This window comes from Rhodococcus sp. NPDC078407 (assembly GCF_044542515.1).
Taxonomy (GTDB): Bacteria; Actinomycetota; Actinomycetes; order Mycobacteriales; family Mycobacteriaceae; genus Rhodococcoides.
In genome coordinates, this window is sequence record NZ_JBITUQ010000038.1 from 1 (window position 1) to 14,612 (window position 14,612).

17 protein-coding genes are annotated in these 14,612 nt (G+C 65.2%); 6 read left to right on the top strand and 11 right to left on the bottom strand.

What is annotated here, in order from left to right; all coding sequences use genetic code 11:
* Positions 1-87 precede the first annotated feature (87 nt).
* Positions 88-315: a hypothetical protein gene (locus tag ACIGGF_RS24190; protein ID WP_397523629.1), complete on the top strand. Its 228-nt coding sequence runs from the start codon at positions 88-90 to the stop codon at positions 313-315.
* Here the strand turns inward: ACIGGF_RS24190 and allB are convergent.
* From allB to ACIGGF_RS24225, 7 genes are read right to left on the bottom strand one after another with little or no spacing between them, the layout of a single operon-like run.
* Positions 312-1,667 carry an allantoinase AllB gene (gene allB / locus ACIGGF_RS24195; protein ID WP_397523630.1) on the bottom strand — a complete coding sequence of 452 codons (1,356 nt, stop codon included), beginning with the start codon at positions 1,665-1,667 and terminating at the stop codon, positions 312-314. The two genes, ACIGGF_RS24190 and allB, sit on opposite strands and share 4 nt — an antisense overlap.
* On the bottom strand, positions 1,618-2,661 hold the full coding sequence (alc, locus tag ACIGGF_RS24200; protein WP_397523631.1) for an allantoicase: 1,044 nt from the start codon (positions 2,659-2,661) through the stop codon (positions 1,618-1,620). The genes allB and alc overlap by 50 nt, the downstream gene beginning before the upstream one ends.
* A complete protein-coding gene (locus tag ACIGGF_RS24205; RefSeq protein ID WP_397523632.1) occupies positions 2,658-3,791 on the bottom strand; it encodes a glycerate kinase in 1,134 nt (377 codons plus the stop codon). Before ACIGGF_RS24205 ends, alc begins: the two co-directional genes overlap by 4 nt.
* A 2-nt stretch (positions 3,792-3,793) precedes the next feature.
* Positions 3,794-5,593 carry a glyoxylate carboligase gene (gene gcl, locus ACIGGF_RS24210; RefSeq protein ID WP_397523633.1) on the bottom strand — a complete coding sequence of 600 codons (1,800 nt, stop codon included), beginning with the start codon at positions 5,591-5,593 and terminating at the stop codon, positions 3,794-3,796.
* 1 nt (position 5,594) lies between these two features.
* The gene (locus tag ACIGGF_RS24215) at positions 5,595-6,491 is read right to left on the bottom strand and encodes a 2-hydroxy-3-oxopropionate reductase (RefSeq protein WP_397523634.1); all 897 of its coding nucleotides are present in this window, start codon (positions 6,489-6,491) and stop codon (positions 5,595-5,597) included.
* Positions 6,492-6,499: 8 nt separating this feature from the next.
* Entirely contained in the window at positions 6,500-7,324 is an 825-nt protein-coding gene (locus ACIGGF_RS24220) for a hydroxypyruvate isomerase family protein (protein ID WP_397523635.1), read from the bottom strand.
* A gap of 12 nt (positions 7,325-7,336) precedes the next feature.
* A complete protein-coding gene (locus ACIGGF_RS24225; RefSeq protein WP_397523636.1) occupies positions 7,337-7,732 on the bottom strand; it encodes a gamma-glutamylcyclotransferase in 396 nt (131 codons plus the stop codon).
* A gap of 220 nt (positions 7,733-7,952) precedes the next feature.
* Between ACIGGF_RS24225 and uraD the strand changes: the two genes are divergently transcribed.
* From uraD to ACIGGF_RS24250, 5 genes are read left to right on the top strand one after another with little or no spacing between them, the layout of a single operon-like run.
* Positions 7,953-8,492, top strand: a complete 540-nt coding sequence (gene uraD / locus ACIGGF_RS24230; RefSeq protein WP_397523637.1) for a 2-oxo-4-hydroxy-4-carboxy-5-ureidoimidazoline decarboxylase — start codon at positions 7,953-7,955, stop codon at positions 8,490-8,492.
* A complete protein-coding gene (uraH, locus tag ACIGGF_RS24235) occupies positions 8,485-8,823 on the top strand; it encodes a hydroxyisourate hydrolase (protein ID WP_397523638.1) in 339 nt (112 codons plus the stop codon). The genes uraD and uraH overlap by 8 nt, the downstream gene beginning before the upstream one ends.
* A gap of 5 nt (positions 8,824-8,828) precedes the next feature.
* Positions 8,829-9,752 carry a factor-independent urate hydroxylase gene (pucL, locus tag ACIGGF_RS24240; RefSeq protein WP_397523639.1) on the top strand — a complete coding sequence of 308 codons (924 nt, stop codon included), beginning with the start codon at positions 8,829-8,831 and terminating at the stop codon, positions 9,750-9,752.
* A 12-nt stretch (positions 9,753-9,764) separates the two neighbouring features.
* The gene (locus tag ACIGGF_RS24245) at positions 9,765-11,165 is read left to right on the top strand and encodes a nucleobase:cation symporter-2 family protein (RefSeq protein ID WP_397523640.1); all 1,401 of its coding nucleotides are present in this window, start codon (positions 9,765-9,767) and stop codon (positions 11,163-11,165) included.
* A gap of 31 nt (positions 11,166-11,196) precedes the next feature.
* The gene (locus ACIGGF_RS24250; protein ID WP_397523641.1) at positions 11,197-11,973 is read left to right on the top strand and encodes an IclR family transcriptional regulator; all 777 of its coding nucleotides are present in this window, start codon (positions 11,197-11,199) and stop codon (positions 11,971-11,973) included.
* Here ACIGGF_RS24250 and ACIGGF_RS24255 read toward each other — a convergent pair.
* Genes ACIGGF_RS24255 through ACIGGF_RS24270 form a run of 4 tightly spaced genes read right to left on the bottom strand, consistent with a single transcriptional unit; the run spans position 11,970 to position 14,608 of the window.
* Entirely contained in the window at positions 11,970-12,794 is an 825-nt protein-coding gene (locus ACIGGF_RS24255) for a spermidine synthase (protein ID WP_397523642.1), read from the bottom strand. The two genes, ACIGGF_RS24250 and ACIGGF_RS24255, sit on opposite strands and share 4 nt — an antisense overlap.
* Positions 12,787-13,230 (bottom strand): cupin domain-containing protein, encoded by a 444-nt coding sequence (locus tag ACIGGF_RS24260; protein WP_397523643.1) that lies wholly within the window; start codon positions 13,228-13,230, stop codon positions 12,787-12,789. The genes ACIGGF_RS24255 and ACIGGF_RS24260 overlap by 8 nt, the downstream gene beginning before the upstream one ends.
* 14 nt (positions 13,231-13,244) lie before the next feature.
* A complete protein-coding gene (locus ACIGGF_RS24265) occupies positions 13,245-13,910 on the bottom strand; it encodes an SDR family NAD(P)-dependent oxidoreductase (RefSeq protein WP_397523644.1) in 666 nt (221 codons plus the stop codon).
* Positions 13,907-14,608 carry a TetR/AcrR family transcriptional regulator gene (locus ACIGGF_RS24270; protein WP_397523645.1) on the bottom strand — a complete coding sequence of 234 codons (702 nt, stop codon included), beginning with the start codon at positions 14,606-14,608 and terminating at the stop codon, positions 13,907-13,909. Before ACIGGF_RS24270 ends, ACIGGF_RS24265 begins: the two co-directional genes overlap by 4 nt.
* Positions 14,609-14,612: the final 4 nt, after the last annotated feature.

Below are 14,612 nucleotides of genomic sequence, written 5' to 3' on the forward strand. Positions count from 1 at the left end.
CATGCCCCCGGTCGAATACGAAACGCTCCACTACGCTGACCTCACCACCGAGGATCAGCCCCAACTGGAGGCGGCACAGAACCTAGGGTGATTCACCCCGGCGGCGCGATCCTGTGGACCTCCACCTCGAAGACCACCCGAATCACATTGTCCGCCAACGGCGCAGCCGTGCCCGTCATAAGCAACGACCTCAGACCACACATCCCCATCAAACCCAGACGATCCGGCATCATCGCCTACCCCGGCCCACCCAACAACATCCCACACGACAACGAACAGTCCGAGGCAGAGGACTCGACAGCACCACCGTTCTAGTTGCGCGCCAGCAATCGGCCCGTCGAGGACTCCGAACCGGCGATCCACGACCGTCGCACCACACCCGACAAGCCCAGTCGGTCGTACGCCGACACCGGATTTCGGTGGTACAGCTGCGCAACGTCGACGGTGAACTTCTCGTCGGGCGCGAACACCACAAGGTCAGCGGCGCAACCGACCTCGATGCGTCCGCGATCCGTCACGTCCACCTGGTCGGCCGTATTGGTCGCCATCCATCGCACGATGTCGGTCAGCTCGAAACCACGCGCCCGGGCTTCCGTCCACACCGCTGCGAGCGAGACCTGCAGCGACGCGATACCGCCCCAGGCATCGCCGAAGTCCCCGGTGTCGAATCGTTTGAGGTCGGGCGTGCAGGGGGAGTGGTCGGTGACAATCGTGTCGATCGTGCCGTCCCGCAGACCTTCCCACAGGGCCTCTCGATTGCCGGCTTCGCGGATCGGCGGGCAGCACTTGAACTGTGTCGCACCCGCAGGCACGGCCTCGGCGTCGAAACACAAGTAGTGCGGGCACGTTTCGACGGTCAACCGCACACCGTCGCGCTTCGCCGCCGCGATCATCGGCAGCGCATCCGCACTCGACAGATGCAGGATGTGCACCCGACACCCCGTCCGACGAGACAGCTCGATCACCTGCTCGATCGCCCGATTCTCCGCTGCCCGCGGACGCGATTCCAAGAATCCCGAGTACTCACGGCCCGCCGCCTCCGGTGCCTCGGCGATGAGCTCGGCGTTCTCCGCATGCACAATCATCAACCCGTCGAACGAGGCGATCTCGATCAGCGCCTTTTCCAGTTCCGGGATGGTCAGCGGCGGAAACTCGTCCACCCCCGACGCCAGCAGGAAGCACTTGAATCCGAAGACTCCGGCATCGTGCAGCGGTCGCAGCTGATCCACGTTCCCGGGAACAGCTCCACCCCAGAATCCGACATTGACGACCGACTTCTCGGCTGCCACCCGACGCTTGATCTCCAAGGCCTCGACGTCGACGGTAGGCGGAATGCTGTTGAGCGGCATGTCGACAATGGTCGTGATACCTCCCGCGGCCGCAGCTCGGGTTGCGCTGGCAAAGCCTTCCCATTCGGTTCGGCCCGGATCGTTCACATGTACGTGCGTATCGACCAGTCCGGGCAGCAACACCTCGTCGGCACCGAGCTCGACGACCCACTCGCCAAGCAACCGACTCTCGAACGGCTCTATGGCCACTACCCGACCGTCGCGAATCGCCACCGACGCCGCGACCTCCCGTCCTCCGATCACAGCACGAGCAGCGCGAACAACCAGATCAGACTGCACTGGAGACGCTCTGCAGCTCGGAGGCCTTCCATGCGACATCTGCCGCATCGAGTGCATCGGCGTCGAGCTCGCCGAACAGCCGCAACCGCGACAAGCCGCCGTCGGGATACACGTCGAGCCGGAGGTGTGTGTACGCCTCAGGCTCGTTGAGCAGGAAGCGGTGACGCGTGTCCGGCTGCACTGCCGTCCGGGGAAGGATCTCGGTCCACGCCGTCGGATCCGTGGTGTGACGGCGACGAGAATCGATGGCGCTGAGCCGAACCCACCCCGGAGCGTTTCCGACGTAGTAGCTGGTGTCCACCTCGACGAACCGCGGAGCCCCGGGCGACGCCAGTGCGAACACCGCATAGTCGTTACCACCGTTGCGGCGACGGGAGTTCTCCCAGCCCTCACCCATGTTGCGGGCCCGTCCGGGCAGGATGATGTTGGCGGGTGACGAATAGAAGGCGTCGGAGCAGTCGGTCAGCCGCGCACCGTTCTCGGCGGCGAGCAGATCGATGGTGCCGGCCAGGAAGCGAGGATCCTGCACCACTTCACCGTGCACGCGGAACCGAGCCACCCCGCCGTCGGGATAGATCGAGAGGCGCACATGCGTCCACCGGTGCCGATCGGCCACCTCGTAGGTATTGGCCGTATCGCCCTCTGCCGCAGACTTGTCCACGATGGTGTGCCAGTCCGCCTTCAGCACGTCCTCCATCGCCGGGTAGTTCTCGATGGATGCCGCCTCGACGGACACGAACGGGGGATAGTTGCCGGTGAAGTGCGCCGTGTCGACCACGACGCCGTGAACGATCCCCGGTGCGCCGAGCCGCACGATTGCCCAGTCGTGCCCGCCCTCGTCGCGTCTACGGCGAGTCTCCCACCCGTCGTACACCTTTCCCTTGTGGCCGAAGTCCGCCGGATCGAACAGCGGAGCGTCGGGCTTGATCAGGTTCTCGCGCTGGGCGAACAGTTCGTCGTTCGCCGCCGAGACGCTGCCGCCGAGGGCACGGGACGCCAAATCGGTCAGCGAGGTGAAGTGCGTGGTGCTCATGAGATTCCTTCCGAAATGTGTGTGGTGGCCAACGTGCGACCTACCTCGTGTAGGAGCTTGGCGGCGTCGCGCATGGAAATTCGGGGGTCCGGTTCGAGATCGGCCAACGCATAGGAGGCAACGATCCCGTGGGTGCGCAACCGGTCCGGGCCGATGACGCTGCGCCCCGCGACGGTGATCACCGGAACACCCGCGTCGCGCGCTGCGTGGGCAACACCGATGGGTGCCTTGCCGTACAGACTCTGCTCGTCGAGTGAGCCCTCTCCGGTCACCACCAGATCGGCCGACGCCAGAGCCCGCCGAAAATCGATCAGGTCGAGCACGGTGTCGATGCCGGGCTCGGCAGTGGCACCGAGAATTGCAATCGCACCGAAGGCGGTACCTCCCGCGGCACCCGTACCGGGCAGACCACTGATGTCCCGTCCAATTGCGTTGCGCACCAGATGCACCCACTGCCGCATCCCGTGTTCGAGGAACAGCAGTTCCTGCGGCCCGGCACCCTTCTGCGGCCCGTAAACCGCTGCTGCTCCGGTGGGACCGAGCAACGGATTGTCGACGTCGCACGCCAGCTCGAACACCGCGTTTCGAGCCGACGGCACCAGCCCGGACACATCCAGCTGCACCGCGCCCCGCAGCGCACCGCCACCGCGCGCGACATCGTTCCCATCGGCATCGAGGATCCGCGCCCCCAGCGCTGCCAGCATGCCGGCACCGCCGTCGGTGGATGCGCTACCCCCGAGCCCGATAACGATGCGGCCGGCACCTTCCTCCAGTGCATGCGCGATCACGGTACCCAATCCGAACGTGCTGGCTCCCAACGCATCCGATCGCCCACTCGGCAGCAGCTCGAGCCCTACCGCCGAAGCAAGTTCGACGACGGCCGTGTCACCACGACGGGCATACGACGTCTCGACGGGCTCTCCGGTAGGCCCCGCGCAGGTGACACCGACTCGGTCCCACCCAGCGGCGACGGCAGCATCGACGGTGCCGTCACCGCCGTCGGCGACGGGTAGGCACACTGTCTTGACTGACGGATCGACCGAGATCAGGCCACCAGCCAACGCCTCGGCGACGGCTGCTGCAGGCAGCGAGCCCTTGAACTTGTCGGGAGCGAGCAGGATTCGCGTCATCTCTAGTCCAGCAGGAGCAGCGCGGTGGGCGCGTCGGCCGACGTGTTGGCCAGTTCCTCGAACTCGCCGACGTTGTCGATCTCGGTGCCCATCGAGATGTTCGTGACGCGCTCGAGAATGATTTCCACGACGACGGGTACCTTGTGCTCGTTGGCCAGAGTGCGGGCCCGCACCAGGGCTTCACCGATGAGCTCGGGCTCGGTGACGCGAAGCGCCTTGCAGCCCAGTCCTTCTGCCACCTGTACGTGGTCGACGCCGTAGCCCTTGGGGATTCCGGGCTGGGTGTCCTGCGCCTCCTGGGTGTTGATGTTGTCGAATCCCAGTTGCACGCAGAAGTCCATGTCGAACGCCCGCTGCGCCTGCCGGATCAACCCCAGGTACGAGTTGTTCACCACCACATGCACATACGGCAGATTGAACTGCGCACCGACGGCCAATTCCTCGATCATGAACTGGAAGTCGTAATCACCGGACAATGCAACGACATTCGCAGTCGGATCAGCAGCCACCGCGCCGAGTGCCGCGGGAATGGTCCAGCCGAGCGGGCCGGCCTGCCCGCAGTTGATCCAGTTGCGCGGGGAGTAGACGTGCAGAAACTGACCGCCCGCGATCTGGGAGAGCCCGATGGTGCTGACGTAGCGAGTGTCGCGATCGAAGACCTTGTTCATCTCCTCGTACACGCGCTGCGGTTTGATCGGCACGTTGTCGAAGTGCGTGCGGCGATGCATCGTGCGCTTGCGCGTCGCGCAGTCCTCGACCCAGCCGGACAGATCACGCAGCGACCCCGCGGCACGGCGCTCCTCGGCAACAGCGACGAACTGCTCGAGTGCCGCTTTGGCGTCGGAGATGATGCCGTAGTCCGGTGCGAAAACGCGGCCGATCTGGGTTGGCTCGATGTCGACGTGGACGAACTTCCGGCCCTTGCGGTAGGTCTCGAGTCCGCCGGTATGGCGGTTGGCCCAACGGTTTCCGATGCCCAGCACGAAGTCCGAGGCCAACAACGTCGCGTTGCCGTATCGGTGCGCGGTCTGTAGACCCACCATTCCGGCGGCGAGGCGGTGGTCGTCGGGAATGGTGCCCCAGCCCATCAGTGTCGGGATGACGGGAACGTCGAGGATCTCGGCGAGCTGCACGAGCAAGTCCGACGCATCGGCGTTGATGATGCCGCCGCCGGCGACGATCAGGGGGCGTTCCGCAGCCAGCAGCATGTCGATAGCCTTCTCGGCCTGGGCACGCGAGGCGACGGGCTTGTGCACCGGAAGCGACTGATACGTCTCGGGATCGAAGTCGATCTCGGCCAACTGCACGTCGATGGGTAGATCGATCAACACCGGACCTGGACGGCCGGACCGCATCAGATGGAACGCTTGCGCGAAGGCACCCGGCACCTGGGCCGGCTCGAGTACCGTCATCGCCATCTTGGTCACCGGCGCCGCGATCGACGCGATGTCGACGGCCTGGAAGTCCTCCTTGTGCAGGCGGGCGACCGGGGCCTGGCCGGTGATGGCGAGGATCGGAATCGAATCCGCCATGGCCGAATACAGCCCGGTGATCATGTCGGTGCCGGCCGGACCGGACGTACCGATACAGATGCCGATGTTCCCCGGTGCGGCCCGGGTGAAGCCCTCCGCCATGTGCGAAGCACCCTCGACGTGGCGGGCCAGTACGTGGCGAATGCCACCGTGATCACGCATCGCCGCGTAGAACGGGTTGATCGCGGCACCGGGCAGGCCGAATGCCGTTGTTGCACCTTCGAGTTCGAGAATCTTCACTGCGGCATCGGCCGCGCGCATCCTGGCCATCTCAGTTGTCCTTGCTCGAGATCGGGGAGCCCGAGAGGCGAGCAACACCGCGGTACAGTGCCGAGTGATCCAGTCCACCATCGCCGTTGGCGCGGGCCGACGCCATCAGCTGTGCCAGCACTGCGCCCATCGGGATCACGACGCCTGCTTCACGCGCAGCCGAGGTGACGATACCGAGATCCTTGTGGTGCAGGTCGATACGGAAGCCTGGTTCGAAAGAGCGGTCCAGCATCTTCTGCGCCTTCTGATTCAGCACCGCCGAACCGGCGAGACCGCCGCCGAGCACCTCAACCGATGCCGCCAGGTCGACGCCGTAGGCCTCGAGAAATGCGATCGCCTCTGCGAGCACCTGAATGTTGCCGGCCACGATCAGCTGGTTGGCGGCCTTCACCGTCTGCCCGGATCCGTTCGGACCCACGTGCACGACGGTCTTACCGACAACATCGAGGATTGGCTTGGCGGCTGCGAAATCGTCCGCGCTACCGCCGACCATGATCGACAGGGTCGCGTTCTCGGCACCGGCCTGACCACCGGACACCGGGGCGTCGAGGATACGGAATCCGCGCGAGGCCGCGTCGGCAGCCAAGGTGGCGGTGACGTCGGGACGGATGCTGGAGAAGTCGACGATCAGCGCGTCGCGTCGAGCATTGTCGAACACCCCGCCCTCACCCGCGAGGACCTCCTGCACATCGGGGGAGTCGGGGACCATGATCGCGACGATGTCGGCGTCGTGGACGGCCTTGGCGATCGAATCGGCAGCGGTACCGCCTGCCTCGACCAAGGGACCGGTGCGATCGGGGGTCAGGTTGTAGCCGACCACCTGGTGGCCGGCCTTGGCGAGATGAACGGACATGGGGCTGCCCATGATCCCGAGGCCGATGAAAGCAATGGTGCTCATATCAATCCCTACTTGGTAGTGGTGGCCAGTTCGAGCCACGCAAACGGATCCGGCTGGGTGGGTTTGTACTCGAGGCCGACGTAGCCGTCGTAGCCGCGTTCGACGAGTGCGGCGAGCTGCCCGCCGAGATCGAGGCTGCCGGTCCCCGGCTCACCGCGACCCGGAGAATCAGCGATCTGGACGTGCCCGATCAGATCGTGGTGGGTCTCGAGTGCTGCGGGAACTGCGTCTCCGTTGACGGCGAGGTGGTAGAGGTCTGCCAGAAGACGCAGGTTGTGTACGTCCTGCTCGCGGGCGACACGCCTGATCGTCGCGACAGCCCCGGCGGCGGATTTCAACGGATACGACGGGGTGCCGCTGACCGGCTCGACCAGCACCACCGCGCTGATCGTGGCCGCGGCCCTCCCGGCCACCGCCAAGTTCTCGATCGCGACCTCATCCTGCTGCAGCGGATCGACGCCCTCGATCCTGTTTCCGTACAGGGCGTTGAAGCCGGCGGTACCCAACTGTTCCCCGATCCCGACGACGATGTCGACGTTGTCTCGAAATGCCTGCACCTGCGCCGGGTCGGAGAGGATTCCGCGGTCGCCTGCGGGCATGTCGCCCGCGGCGAAGTTCAGGCCGGTCAGCTGGACGCCCGCATCGCGGATGGAGGTCACGAACGCAGCGACGTCGGCGTCCGACGGCACCGGGCTCGAGAATGGCCACCAGAACTCGACGGCATCGAAACCGGCGTCCCGGGCGTGCTGCGGACGGTCCAGTACGGGGACATCGGGGAAAAGAATGGAGCAGTTGACGGTGTATCGGAGTCGAGAATCAGCAAAGTTGTTCATGCACAGAGCCTTTCAGTTCTGAGGTTGCGGCAATCCGCGGTAGCGACGCCAGCTGCCTGCGTAGGTGATGTCGGTGAGCTCGTCCTGCTGAGCGTCGAGCACTCCTGGCCGCAGGCCGACACCGAGGACGGACCGTCCGTCCTCGAGTGCGACCACGGTCAGTTCCAACTCCGGCGGCTCGTCGGGCAGGAAGGACGTTCGGATGGCGTCGAGCGGTATGTCGTAGAGCTCGCCTTCGATGGCCGCGCCGGCCGTGTGGTCGAGCAACAGTGCCGGAAACTCGTCCCGCACCGAGAAGAAGCGGTAACTGGGCACGGTGCGAACGGTGCCGACGAACGGATGCGACGAGACGTTGTGATGCAGGCTGCCGCCGCGCATTGCACCACCGTTGCAGAAGAGCTCCGTCATGACGTGATTCCTTCCGGAGGTCGAACGACTGGGTTGAAAGTCCGTATTGCGGAATATCTATTCCGTAATGTGTTTCGAGTGTGGCGTGCGCCACGCGGTCCTGTCAAGGGTCGGCGCAGAAGCCGGAACCAATCATGTTGTGTAGCAACGCCAGATTTCATCAATTCACGATCCAAGATCGACCCTTGACAGCCGATGTGATCGGTGTCACGCTCAATTGGTGGAATCATCATTTCGTATTGCGGAATCAGAGACATCCGAGATCGTTGCCGATCTGAACTCGGCCGCCGAAACGGACGCGGCGCGCATGCTCTCGCTCTGCCTCGACGTGCCTCGATGGGCCGAGGGAGTTCTGAGTGCCCGGCCGTTCTCCGACCTGCAGGCCCTGCGACACGCCATCCAGTGCGCCGCCGCCCCGTTGACCCCCGAGGAAATTCACCGGGCCCTCGCCGTACACCCACGGATCGGCGAACGGCCTGTCGGCGACGACGCAAGCGCGCACTACGCGAGCTCCGAGCAGTCCGGCGTCGATATCTCCGACCAGAGTGTCGAACAGCGCCTGCGTGCAGGAAACCTGGCCTACGAGCAGCGATTCGGGCAGGTCTTCCTCATCAGAGCGGCCGGCCGAGATGCCGACACCATCCTCCGCGAACTCGAGCGTCGACTCGGCAACGACCCGCAGACCGAACTGGCCGTCGTCGAACACGAATTGAGAGAAATCGCAGCAGTGCGCGCCACCGGAAGCCTGGGCAATGAGTGACCTCCGCAGCCACGTCACCGCGCATGTGCTCGATGCAGCGAGAGGCATTCCCGCACAAACACTCTCGATCACACTGAGTGATTCCGACGGCAACGCGCTGGCACAGTCCGTCACCGACGACCAAGGCCGCGTCTCCTCGCTCGGGCCGACGGAACTGCCGTCCGGAACCTACCGCCTGACCTTCGCCACCGGCGCGTACTTCGCCGCGCAGCACACCGAATGCTTCCACCCCGAGGTGCTCGTCACCTTCGAGATCACCGCGCCCGACCAGCACTACCACATTCCACTTCTGTTGAGCCCGTTCGCTTTCACCACCTATCGAGGGAGCTAGAAACCATGACCATCGTGCTCGGAGCAAACCAGTACGGCAAAGCCGAATGCCGGCTCGTCCGTGTAGATCGCGAGACTGCGCGCCACCGGATCACCGACGTCAGCGTCACCTCTCAACTACGCGGAGACCTCGAGGCCGTGCACACCGAAGGCGACAACGCCCACGTCGTCGCCACCGACACCCAGAAGAACACCGTCTACGCTTTCGCCCGCGACGGCATCGGTGCCATCGAGAACTTCGCGCTGCGTCTCGGCGCGCACTTCACCGACAGTTTCGACTGGATCACCGGCGGCCGCTGGGAGATCGAGCAGTACCAGTGGTCGCGCATCGCGAACGGCGGGGCAGGAGTGGAGCCTGCGGAACGACCCGGTCAGGACGGATACGACCACTCGTTCGTCAAGGCCAGTGACGAGAAGCGGAACACCATCGTCACCATCGACGGCGAGAACATCTCCATCGTCTCCGGGGTCAGCGACCTCGTAGTTCTCAACTCCACGGCGTCGGAGTTCTGGGGGTACCCGAAGGACCGCTACACCACGCTGAAGGAGACCACCGACCGAATCCTCGCCACGTCGGTCAGTGCCCGCTGGCGATACCTCACTACCGAACTGGACTTCGACAAGACCTTCGACGACGTCCGTTCCATCATGCTCGACGCCTTCGCGTCCACTCACTCGCTTGCATTGCAGCAGAGCCTGTTCCAGATGGGCAAACAGGTTCTCGAGGCGCATCCCGAGATCGGCGAGATCAAGTTCTCGATGCCCAACATTCATCACTTCCTCGTCGACCTCGAGCCGTTCGGACTCGACAATCCCGGCGAGGTCTTCTATGTCGCGGATCGCCCCTACGGCCTGATCGAGGCCACGGTGGAACGCGACGATGCCCCGGACGCAGGCCGCGCCTGGGATACCGTTCCCGGATTCTGCTAGGAGCACCCGGCCATGAAGCTGACGAAACGCACGCAGAGCCACACCCGCGCGCCGCACGACCCCGCCCGTCCCGAGGACGAGCGGTTGTCGATCGGCAGGTCGTACCTCTACGGATTGCAGCACATCCTGACGATGTACGGCGGCGTCATCGCCCCGCCCCTGATCGTCGGTGGCGCAGCAGGACTCAGCGGTACCGAGATCGCACTGCTGGTCTCGGCGGCGCTCTTCGTCAGTGGGGCGGCCACGCTGCTCCAGACGCTCGGTGTGCCGTACTTCGGGGCCAAGCTCCCATTGGTACAGGGCATTTCGTTCGCGTCGGTCTCGACGATGGTGGCGATCGCGAGCGGGCCCGGCGGGCTCAACTCGGTGTTCGGAGCCATCATCGCCGCCGGTGCGATAGGCATCCTCATCACGCCGTTCTTCAGCAAGATCGTGCGCTTCTTCCCACCGGTGGTCACCGGCACGATCATCACCGTCATCGGCATCTCGCTACTGCCCGTTGCGGTTCGGTGGGCCATGGGCGGCAATCAGCAGGCCGCCGACTGGGGCTCGATGTCCAACATCGGTCTCGCGGCGTTCAGCCTCGTGGTGGTTCTGCTCGTCAGCCGGTTCGTGCAGGGAACGCTCTCGCGTCTGTCGATTCTCATCGGCATCATCGTCGGCACCGTGTTCGCGGTACTCGTCGGCAAGGCCGACTTCTCCGGTGTGGGTGACGGTGCCATCTTCAGCCTCCCCGAGCCGTTCGCATTCGGAGCACCGACGTTCCAGGTCGCGGCGATCCTGTCGATGGTGGTCGTCATCCTGGTGATCATGACCGAGACCACGGCCGACATCCTGGCCGTCGGCGAGATCGTCGGCACCGATGTCGATGCCCGACGCGTCGGCGACGGGTTGCGTGCGGACATGGTCGCCACCACCATCGCCCCCGTGTTCGGCACCTTCCCGGCCAGTGCGTTCGCCCAGAACGTCGGCCTGGTGGCGGTCACCGGAATCAAGAGCCGCTACGTCGTCGCCGCCGGCGGCTCGGTGCTGCTGTTCCTCGGGCTCTTCCCCATCCTCGGTTTGGTGGTGGCATCTGTCCCGCTTCCGGTACTCGGCGGCGCGGGCATCGTGCTGTTCGGCTCGGTGGCGGCAAGCGGCATCCGGACGCTGTCCAAGGTGGAGTTCGACGGCAACCTCAATCTCGTCATCGTGGCGGTGGCCATCGGCTTCGGTGTCATTCCGATCGCAGTACCGGGCTTCTACGCAGCGTTTCCCGACTGGGTGCACGTGGTGCTCGACTCGGGCATCAGCGCCGCGAGCATCGTGGCCGTCGTTCTGAATATTCTGTTCAACGTCATCACGAAGGGTCAGAAGCCCTCACCCTCGGTCGTGACCGCTGCACCACCGGTGGCGACGCGGCATCACCAGTAGTGTTCTATCGAGATCGGTAGGAGCTACGAGCATGCGAGGTGGGACTGTGGCGGCAGGTGGCGGAGTGCAGTCCGTGGAGCGGGCATTCGAGTTGCTCGACATCATGGCCGCCTCCGGCGGATCCATCGGCATCAGCGAATTGGCCGAGGCGACCGATCTCCCGATGCCGACGGTGCACCGACTGATCGGCACGCTGGTCTCCCTCGGCTACGTCCGCAGGCTACCGTCCCGTCGATACGCATTGGGTACCAAGCTGATTCGATTGGGCGACAGCGCGTCGAAGCTCATCGGCGGTTGGGCCAAGCCGTACCTGGCCGAGCTGGTCCGCATCACGCACGAAACCTCGAACATGGCGTTTCTCGAAGACGACATGGCGGTCTACGTCGCGCAAGTGCCGTCCGAGCACGCGATGCGGATGTTCAACGAAGTGGGCCAGCGCGTGTTGCCGCATTCCACCGGCGTCGGCAAAGCGCTGCTGGCGCAGTTGGACGACGATGCCGTCCGCGCGATCGTCGGGCGCCTCGGCATGGCCCCCCGCACCGTCAATACGATCACCACTCTCGACGCGTTGCTCGAAGATCTCGCGCTGATCCGCGAACGCGGTTACGCGATCGACGACGGCGAACAGGAGGTGGGCGTCCGCTGCTTCGCCGTCCCGGTGATCGGTGCCCCGACCCTCACGGCCATGTCGATCGCCGGACCCTCCGGCCGGGTCACCCTCGAATCGGCCGAGCAGTTCGTACCCCTGCTGATCTCGGCGGCCGAGCGACTGGCGAAGGATCTCGCGAGCAACGTTCCAGCTCCCTAATCCTTCAACACCTTGGCGTCGCGAGCGAAGGACTGCACTTCCTCGGTGAGCCACACATGCGCCGGAACTGCGCCGCCGAGCAGTTCACGGGCCAGTGCCGGGGAGTCGCCGATCGGGACGTCACTGCCGGCGATGATGATGTTGCCGTAACGCCTGCCCTTGAGCATCGCCGGATCCGCGACGATCGCGGTGTGCGGAAAGATACTGCCGATGGTCGACGCCTCCTGCTTCGCAAGCGACAGGTCACGGCGATCACCGCAGTTGACGACGTACATACCGCCGGGGGAGAGGACGCGTCGGACATGGGTGGTGAACTCGGCGGTGAGCAGCGGAACCGGAGTTGTGGCTCCGGCGAACACATCTCGCACGATCAGGTCGCGACTGTTCTCGTTCAGCGTTTCGGTGACGGCCCGCGCCTCACCGACGCGAATGCGCAGCAGTGGTGCCCGAGGTAGATCGAACCACTCACGCACCAGCTCCGAGAGCTTCCCGTCGAGCTCCACGACCACCTGACGGGCACCGGGAAACTCCGCGGTGAACGAACGCGCCAGCGTGCACGCCCCACCTCCGAGATGCAGCGCTCGGAGTGGGAACGTCGAATCCCATTGCGCACGGACCAGTCCCGAGATCCACCGCATGTATTCGAACTCGAGCACCGTGGGGTCGTTCATGTCGATGTGCGAGCTCGGAACGTCGTTGACGTTGACGACCCACCCGTCGTCCGAGAACGTGTCGCGCACCAATTCGCAGGTACCGGAATCGATCTCGAATACGCCCGGTTGCAGAGAGCCAGCCGACGCCGTGGCCCGCTTCCTACCCATTCGCGGGATCCTCGAGCCGAAAGTCCTCGAAATCGAATCCGGGAGTGACGGTGCAGCTCACCAGGCTCGGCTCGTCGCCCACCGGCCGAGCTCGCTGCCACACCGAGGGCGGCACGATCTGCTGCGGCGATTCGGGCGCGACCAGCAGTGACGTCACCTCACCCGGCTTGTTCCCTGCACCGCCGAGATCGAGCTGCACCGGACTGCCCCGGTGGTACAGCCACATCTCGGTGCCGCGGACGGTGTGCCAGGCGGACTGCTGACCGGGCATGAGCAGGAACAGAATTGCCGTCCCTGCGGCGCGGGGTCCGGGGTAGCCGTCGGGCAGAGCTTCCTGCGGGATGGTGACCTCACTGCGCCAGGTCTCGCGGAACCAGCCGCCCTCTGGGTGGGGAGCCAGATCGAGAGCCTGAGCCCAGTCGGGCAGCGATGTCATACCGACAACTTTAGTCAGTCCGTGGCGACCTGAACCCGGAAGCGGTCCCGCCCTGTGTGCAGGCTCCACAGCTGCTCGGCGAGGGCCTCGGGGCTCTTGGCTGGATCTTTGCCGTCGATGGCACCGCCGATGATCAACTGCGACACCTGAATTCCCTCCGCCGCCAACTCCTCGTTCAACAGCTGCGCATACGCGGCTTGGCCGGCGAACGCGATGGATGTGCCGGTGACCGTACGACCGGGCTTGACCGCAGAGCCGCCGTTGACGAACAGGATCGTGCCCTTGTTCTCGCCGAGGAACCGCATTCCCGGTAGCACCTGATGAACGGCAGCGATCGGTCCGTAGATGGAGAATTCGACCGGGCCGACCATATCGGCCGGAGTGGTCTCGAGGACGGGCCGCATGAAGTCCTTCTGCGGGAGCGGGCTGTACTGCAGCACCTCGATGGGTCCGAGTGTTTCCGTCACCTGCTCCAAGGCCGCGGCGATCGAGGCCGGGTCACGAACGTCGGCGACGAAGCCCTTGGCGGAGATCCCGTCGGCGGCCAGTCGATCGGCAAGGGCATCGACACGGGCCTGGTTGCGGGAGATGAGGCCGACCGAGAAACCCTGCGCACCGAACTTGTGCGCCACTGCTGCTCCGAGACCTGCACCTGCTCCGACAATCGCTATAGAAGTCATGTCCTGTGCAATGGCCGACGATCGAAGACTATTCCGTCGACCGACTCGAGCAGGGCCTCCGCGCTGTTGTGCAGCGCAGTGACATCCCCGGTCCAGCCGAGCACCCGCAGTGCGGCGGCGGCGATACCGGCCGCATCGGCGGTGGCGTCGCGGCGGCCATTCTCCCGATCTGCTCGTGCGTTCACCACGGTCTCGACCAGACGAAACGGCAAGTCCTCCGTACCAGGTCGGCGCTCGGCGTCGAGCTGAACCAACGTGTCCGACGCGATGGCCGCATACAGGCTCATCAACGTGTAGCGATGGTTGCGGAAGGTCTCGAAGCGCTCGCTGCGCAGCTCGGGCAGCAGATAGAGCGCACCCAGATTCCAGGTGGACGCGGCGAGCTGCCCGGCGTCGAAGTAGGCGAGCGCATACATCTGCGTCGCGGGGTCTGCCCTCGCATCGCGGATCCGGCGCGCGACGGCCAGCGGGGCGTCGACCGTACCGCTGAGCAGCGCGTCGAGGATGTCGTCCTTGGTGGCGAAGTGGTGGTAGAGCGAGGCCTGCCGCAGTCCGACGGCCTCGGCGATGACGCGGGTCGAGGTATTGGTGAAGCCGCGAGTGGTGAACAGCTCGGCCGAGGCGTCGAGTATCTCCTCGCGAGCCGTGTCGCCGGGCCGCTTCTTGGTGCTCAGCCTGGGCCTGCCTGCTCCGGTCATGACT

What these genes read in the sequence shown, in the direction of transcription:
- allB (WP_397523630.1), bottom strand. Translation starts at nt 1,667, where the DNA reads ATGTCGCATGGAAGGCCTCCGAGCTGCAGAGCGTCTCCAGTGCAGTCT.
- alc (WP_397523631.1), bottom strand. Translation starts at nt 2,661, where the DNA reads ATGAGCACCACGCACTTCACCTCGCTGACCGATTTGGCGTCCCGTGCC.
- ACIGGF_RS24205 (WP_397523632.1), bottom strand. Translation starts at nt 3,791, where the DNA reads ATGACGCGAATCCTGCTCGCTCCCGACAAGTTCAAGGGCTCGCTGCCT.
- gcl (WP_397523633.1), bottom strand. Translation starts at nt 5,593, where the DNA reads ATGGCCAGGATGCGCGCGGCCGATGCCGCAGTGAAGATTCTCGAACTC.
- ACIGGF_RS24215 (WP_397523634.1), bottom strand. Translation starts at nt 6,491, where the DNA reads ATGAGCACCATTGCTTTCATCGGCCTCGGGATCATGGGCAGCCCCATG.
- ACIGGF_RS24220 (WP_397523635.1), bottom strand. Translation starts at nt 7,324, where the DNA reads ATGAACAACTTTGCTGATTCTCGACTCCGATACACCGTCAACTGCTCC.
- ACIGGF_RS24225 (WP_397523636.1), bottom strand. Translation starts at nt 7,732, where the DNA reads ATGACGGAGCTCTTCTGCAACGGTGGTGCAATGCGCGGCGGCAGCCTG.
- uraH (WP_397523638.1), top strand. Translation starts at nt 8,485, where the DNA reads ATGAGTGACCTCCGCAGCCACGTCACCGCGCATGTGCTCGATGCAGCG.
- pucL (WP_397523639.1), top strand. Translation starts at nt 8,829, where the DNA reads ATGACCATCGTGCTCGGAGCAAACCAGTACGGCAAAGCCGAATGCCGG.
- ACIGGF_RS24245 (WP_397523640.1), top strand. Translation starts at nt 9,765, where the DNA reads ATGAAGCTGACGAAACGCACGCAGAGCCACACCCGCGCGCCGCACGAC.
- ACIGGF_RS24250 (WP_397523641.1), top strand. Translation starts at nt 11,197, where the DNA reads ATGCGAGGTGGGACTGTGGCGGCAGGTGGCGGAGTGCAGTCCGTGGAG.
- ACIGGF_RS24255 (WP_397523642.1), bottom strand. Translation starts at nt 12,794, where the DNA reads ATGGGTAGGAAGCGGGCCACGGCGTCGGCTGGCTCTCTGCAACCGGGC.
- ACIGGF_RS24260 (WP_397523643.1), bottom strand. Translation starts at nt 13,230, where the DNA reads ATGACATCGCTGCCCGACTGGGCTCAGGCTCTCGATCTGGCTCCCCAC.
- ACIGGF_RS24265 (WP_397523644.1), bottom strand. Translation starts at nt 13,910, where the DNA reads ATGACTTCTATAGCGATTGTCGGAGCAGGTGCAGGTCTCGGAGCAGCA.
- ACIGGF_RS24270 (WP_397523645.1), bottom strand. Translation starts at nt 14,608, where the DNA reads ATGACCGGAGCAGGCAGGCCCAGGCTGAGCACCAAGAAGCGGCCCGGC.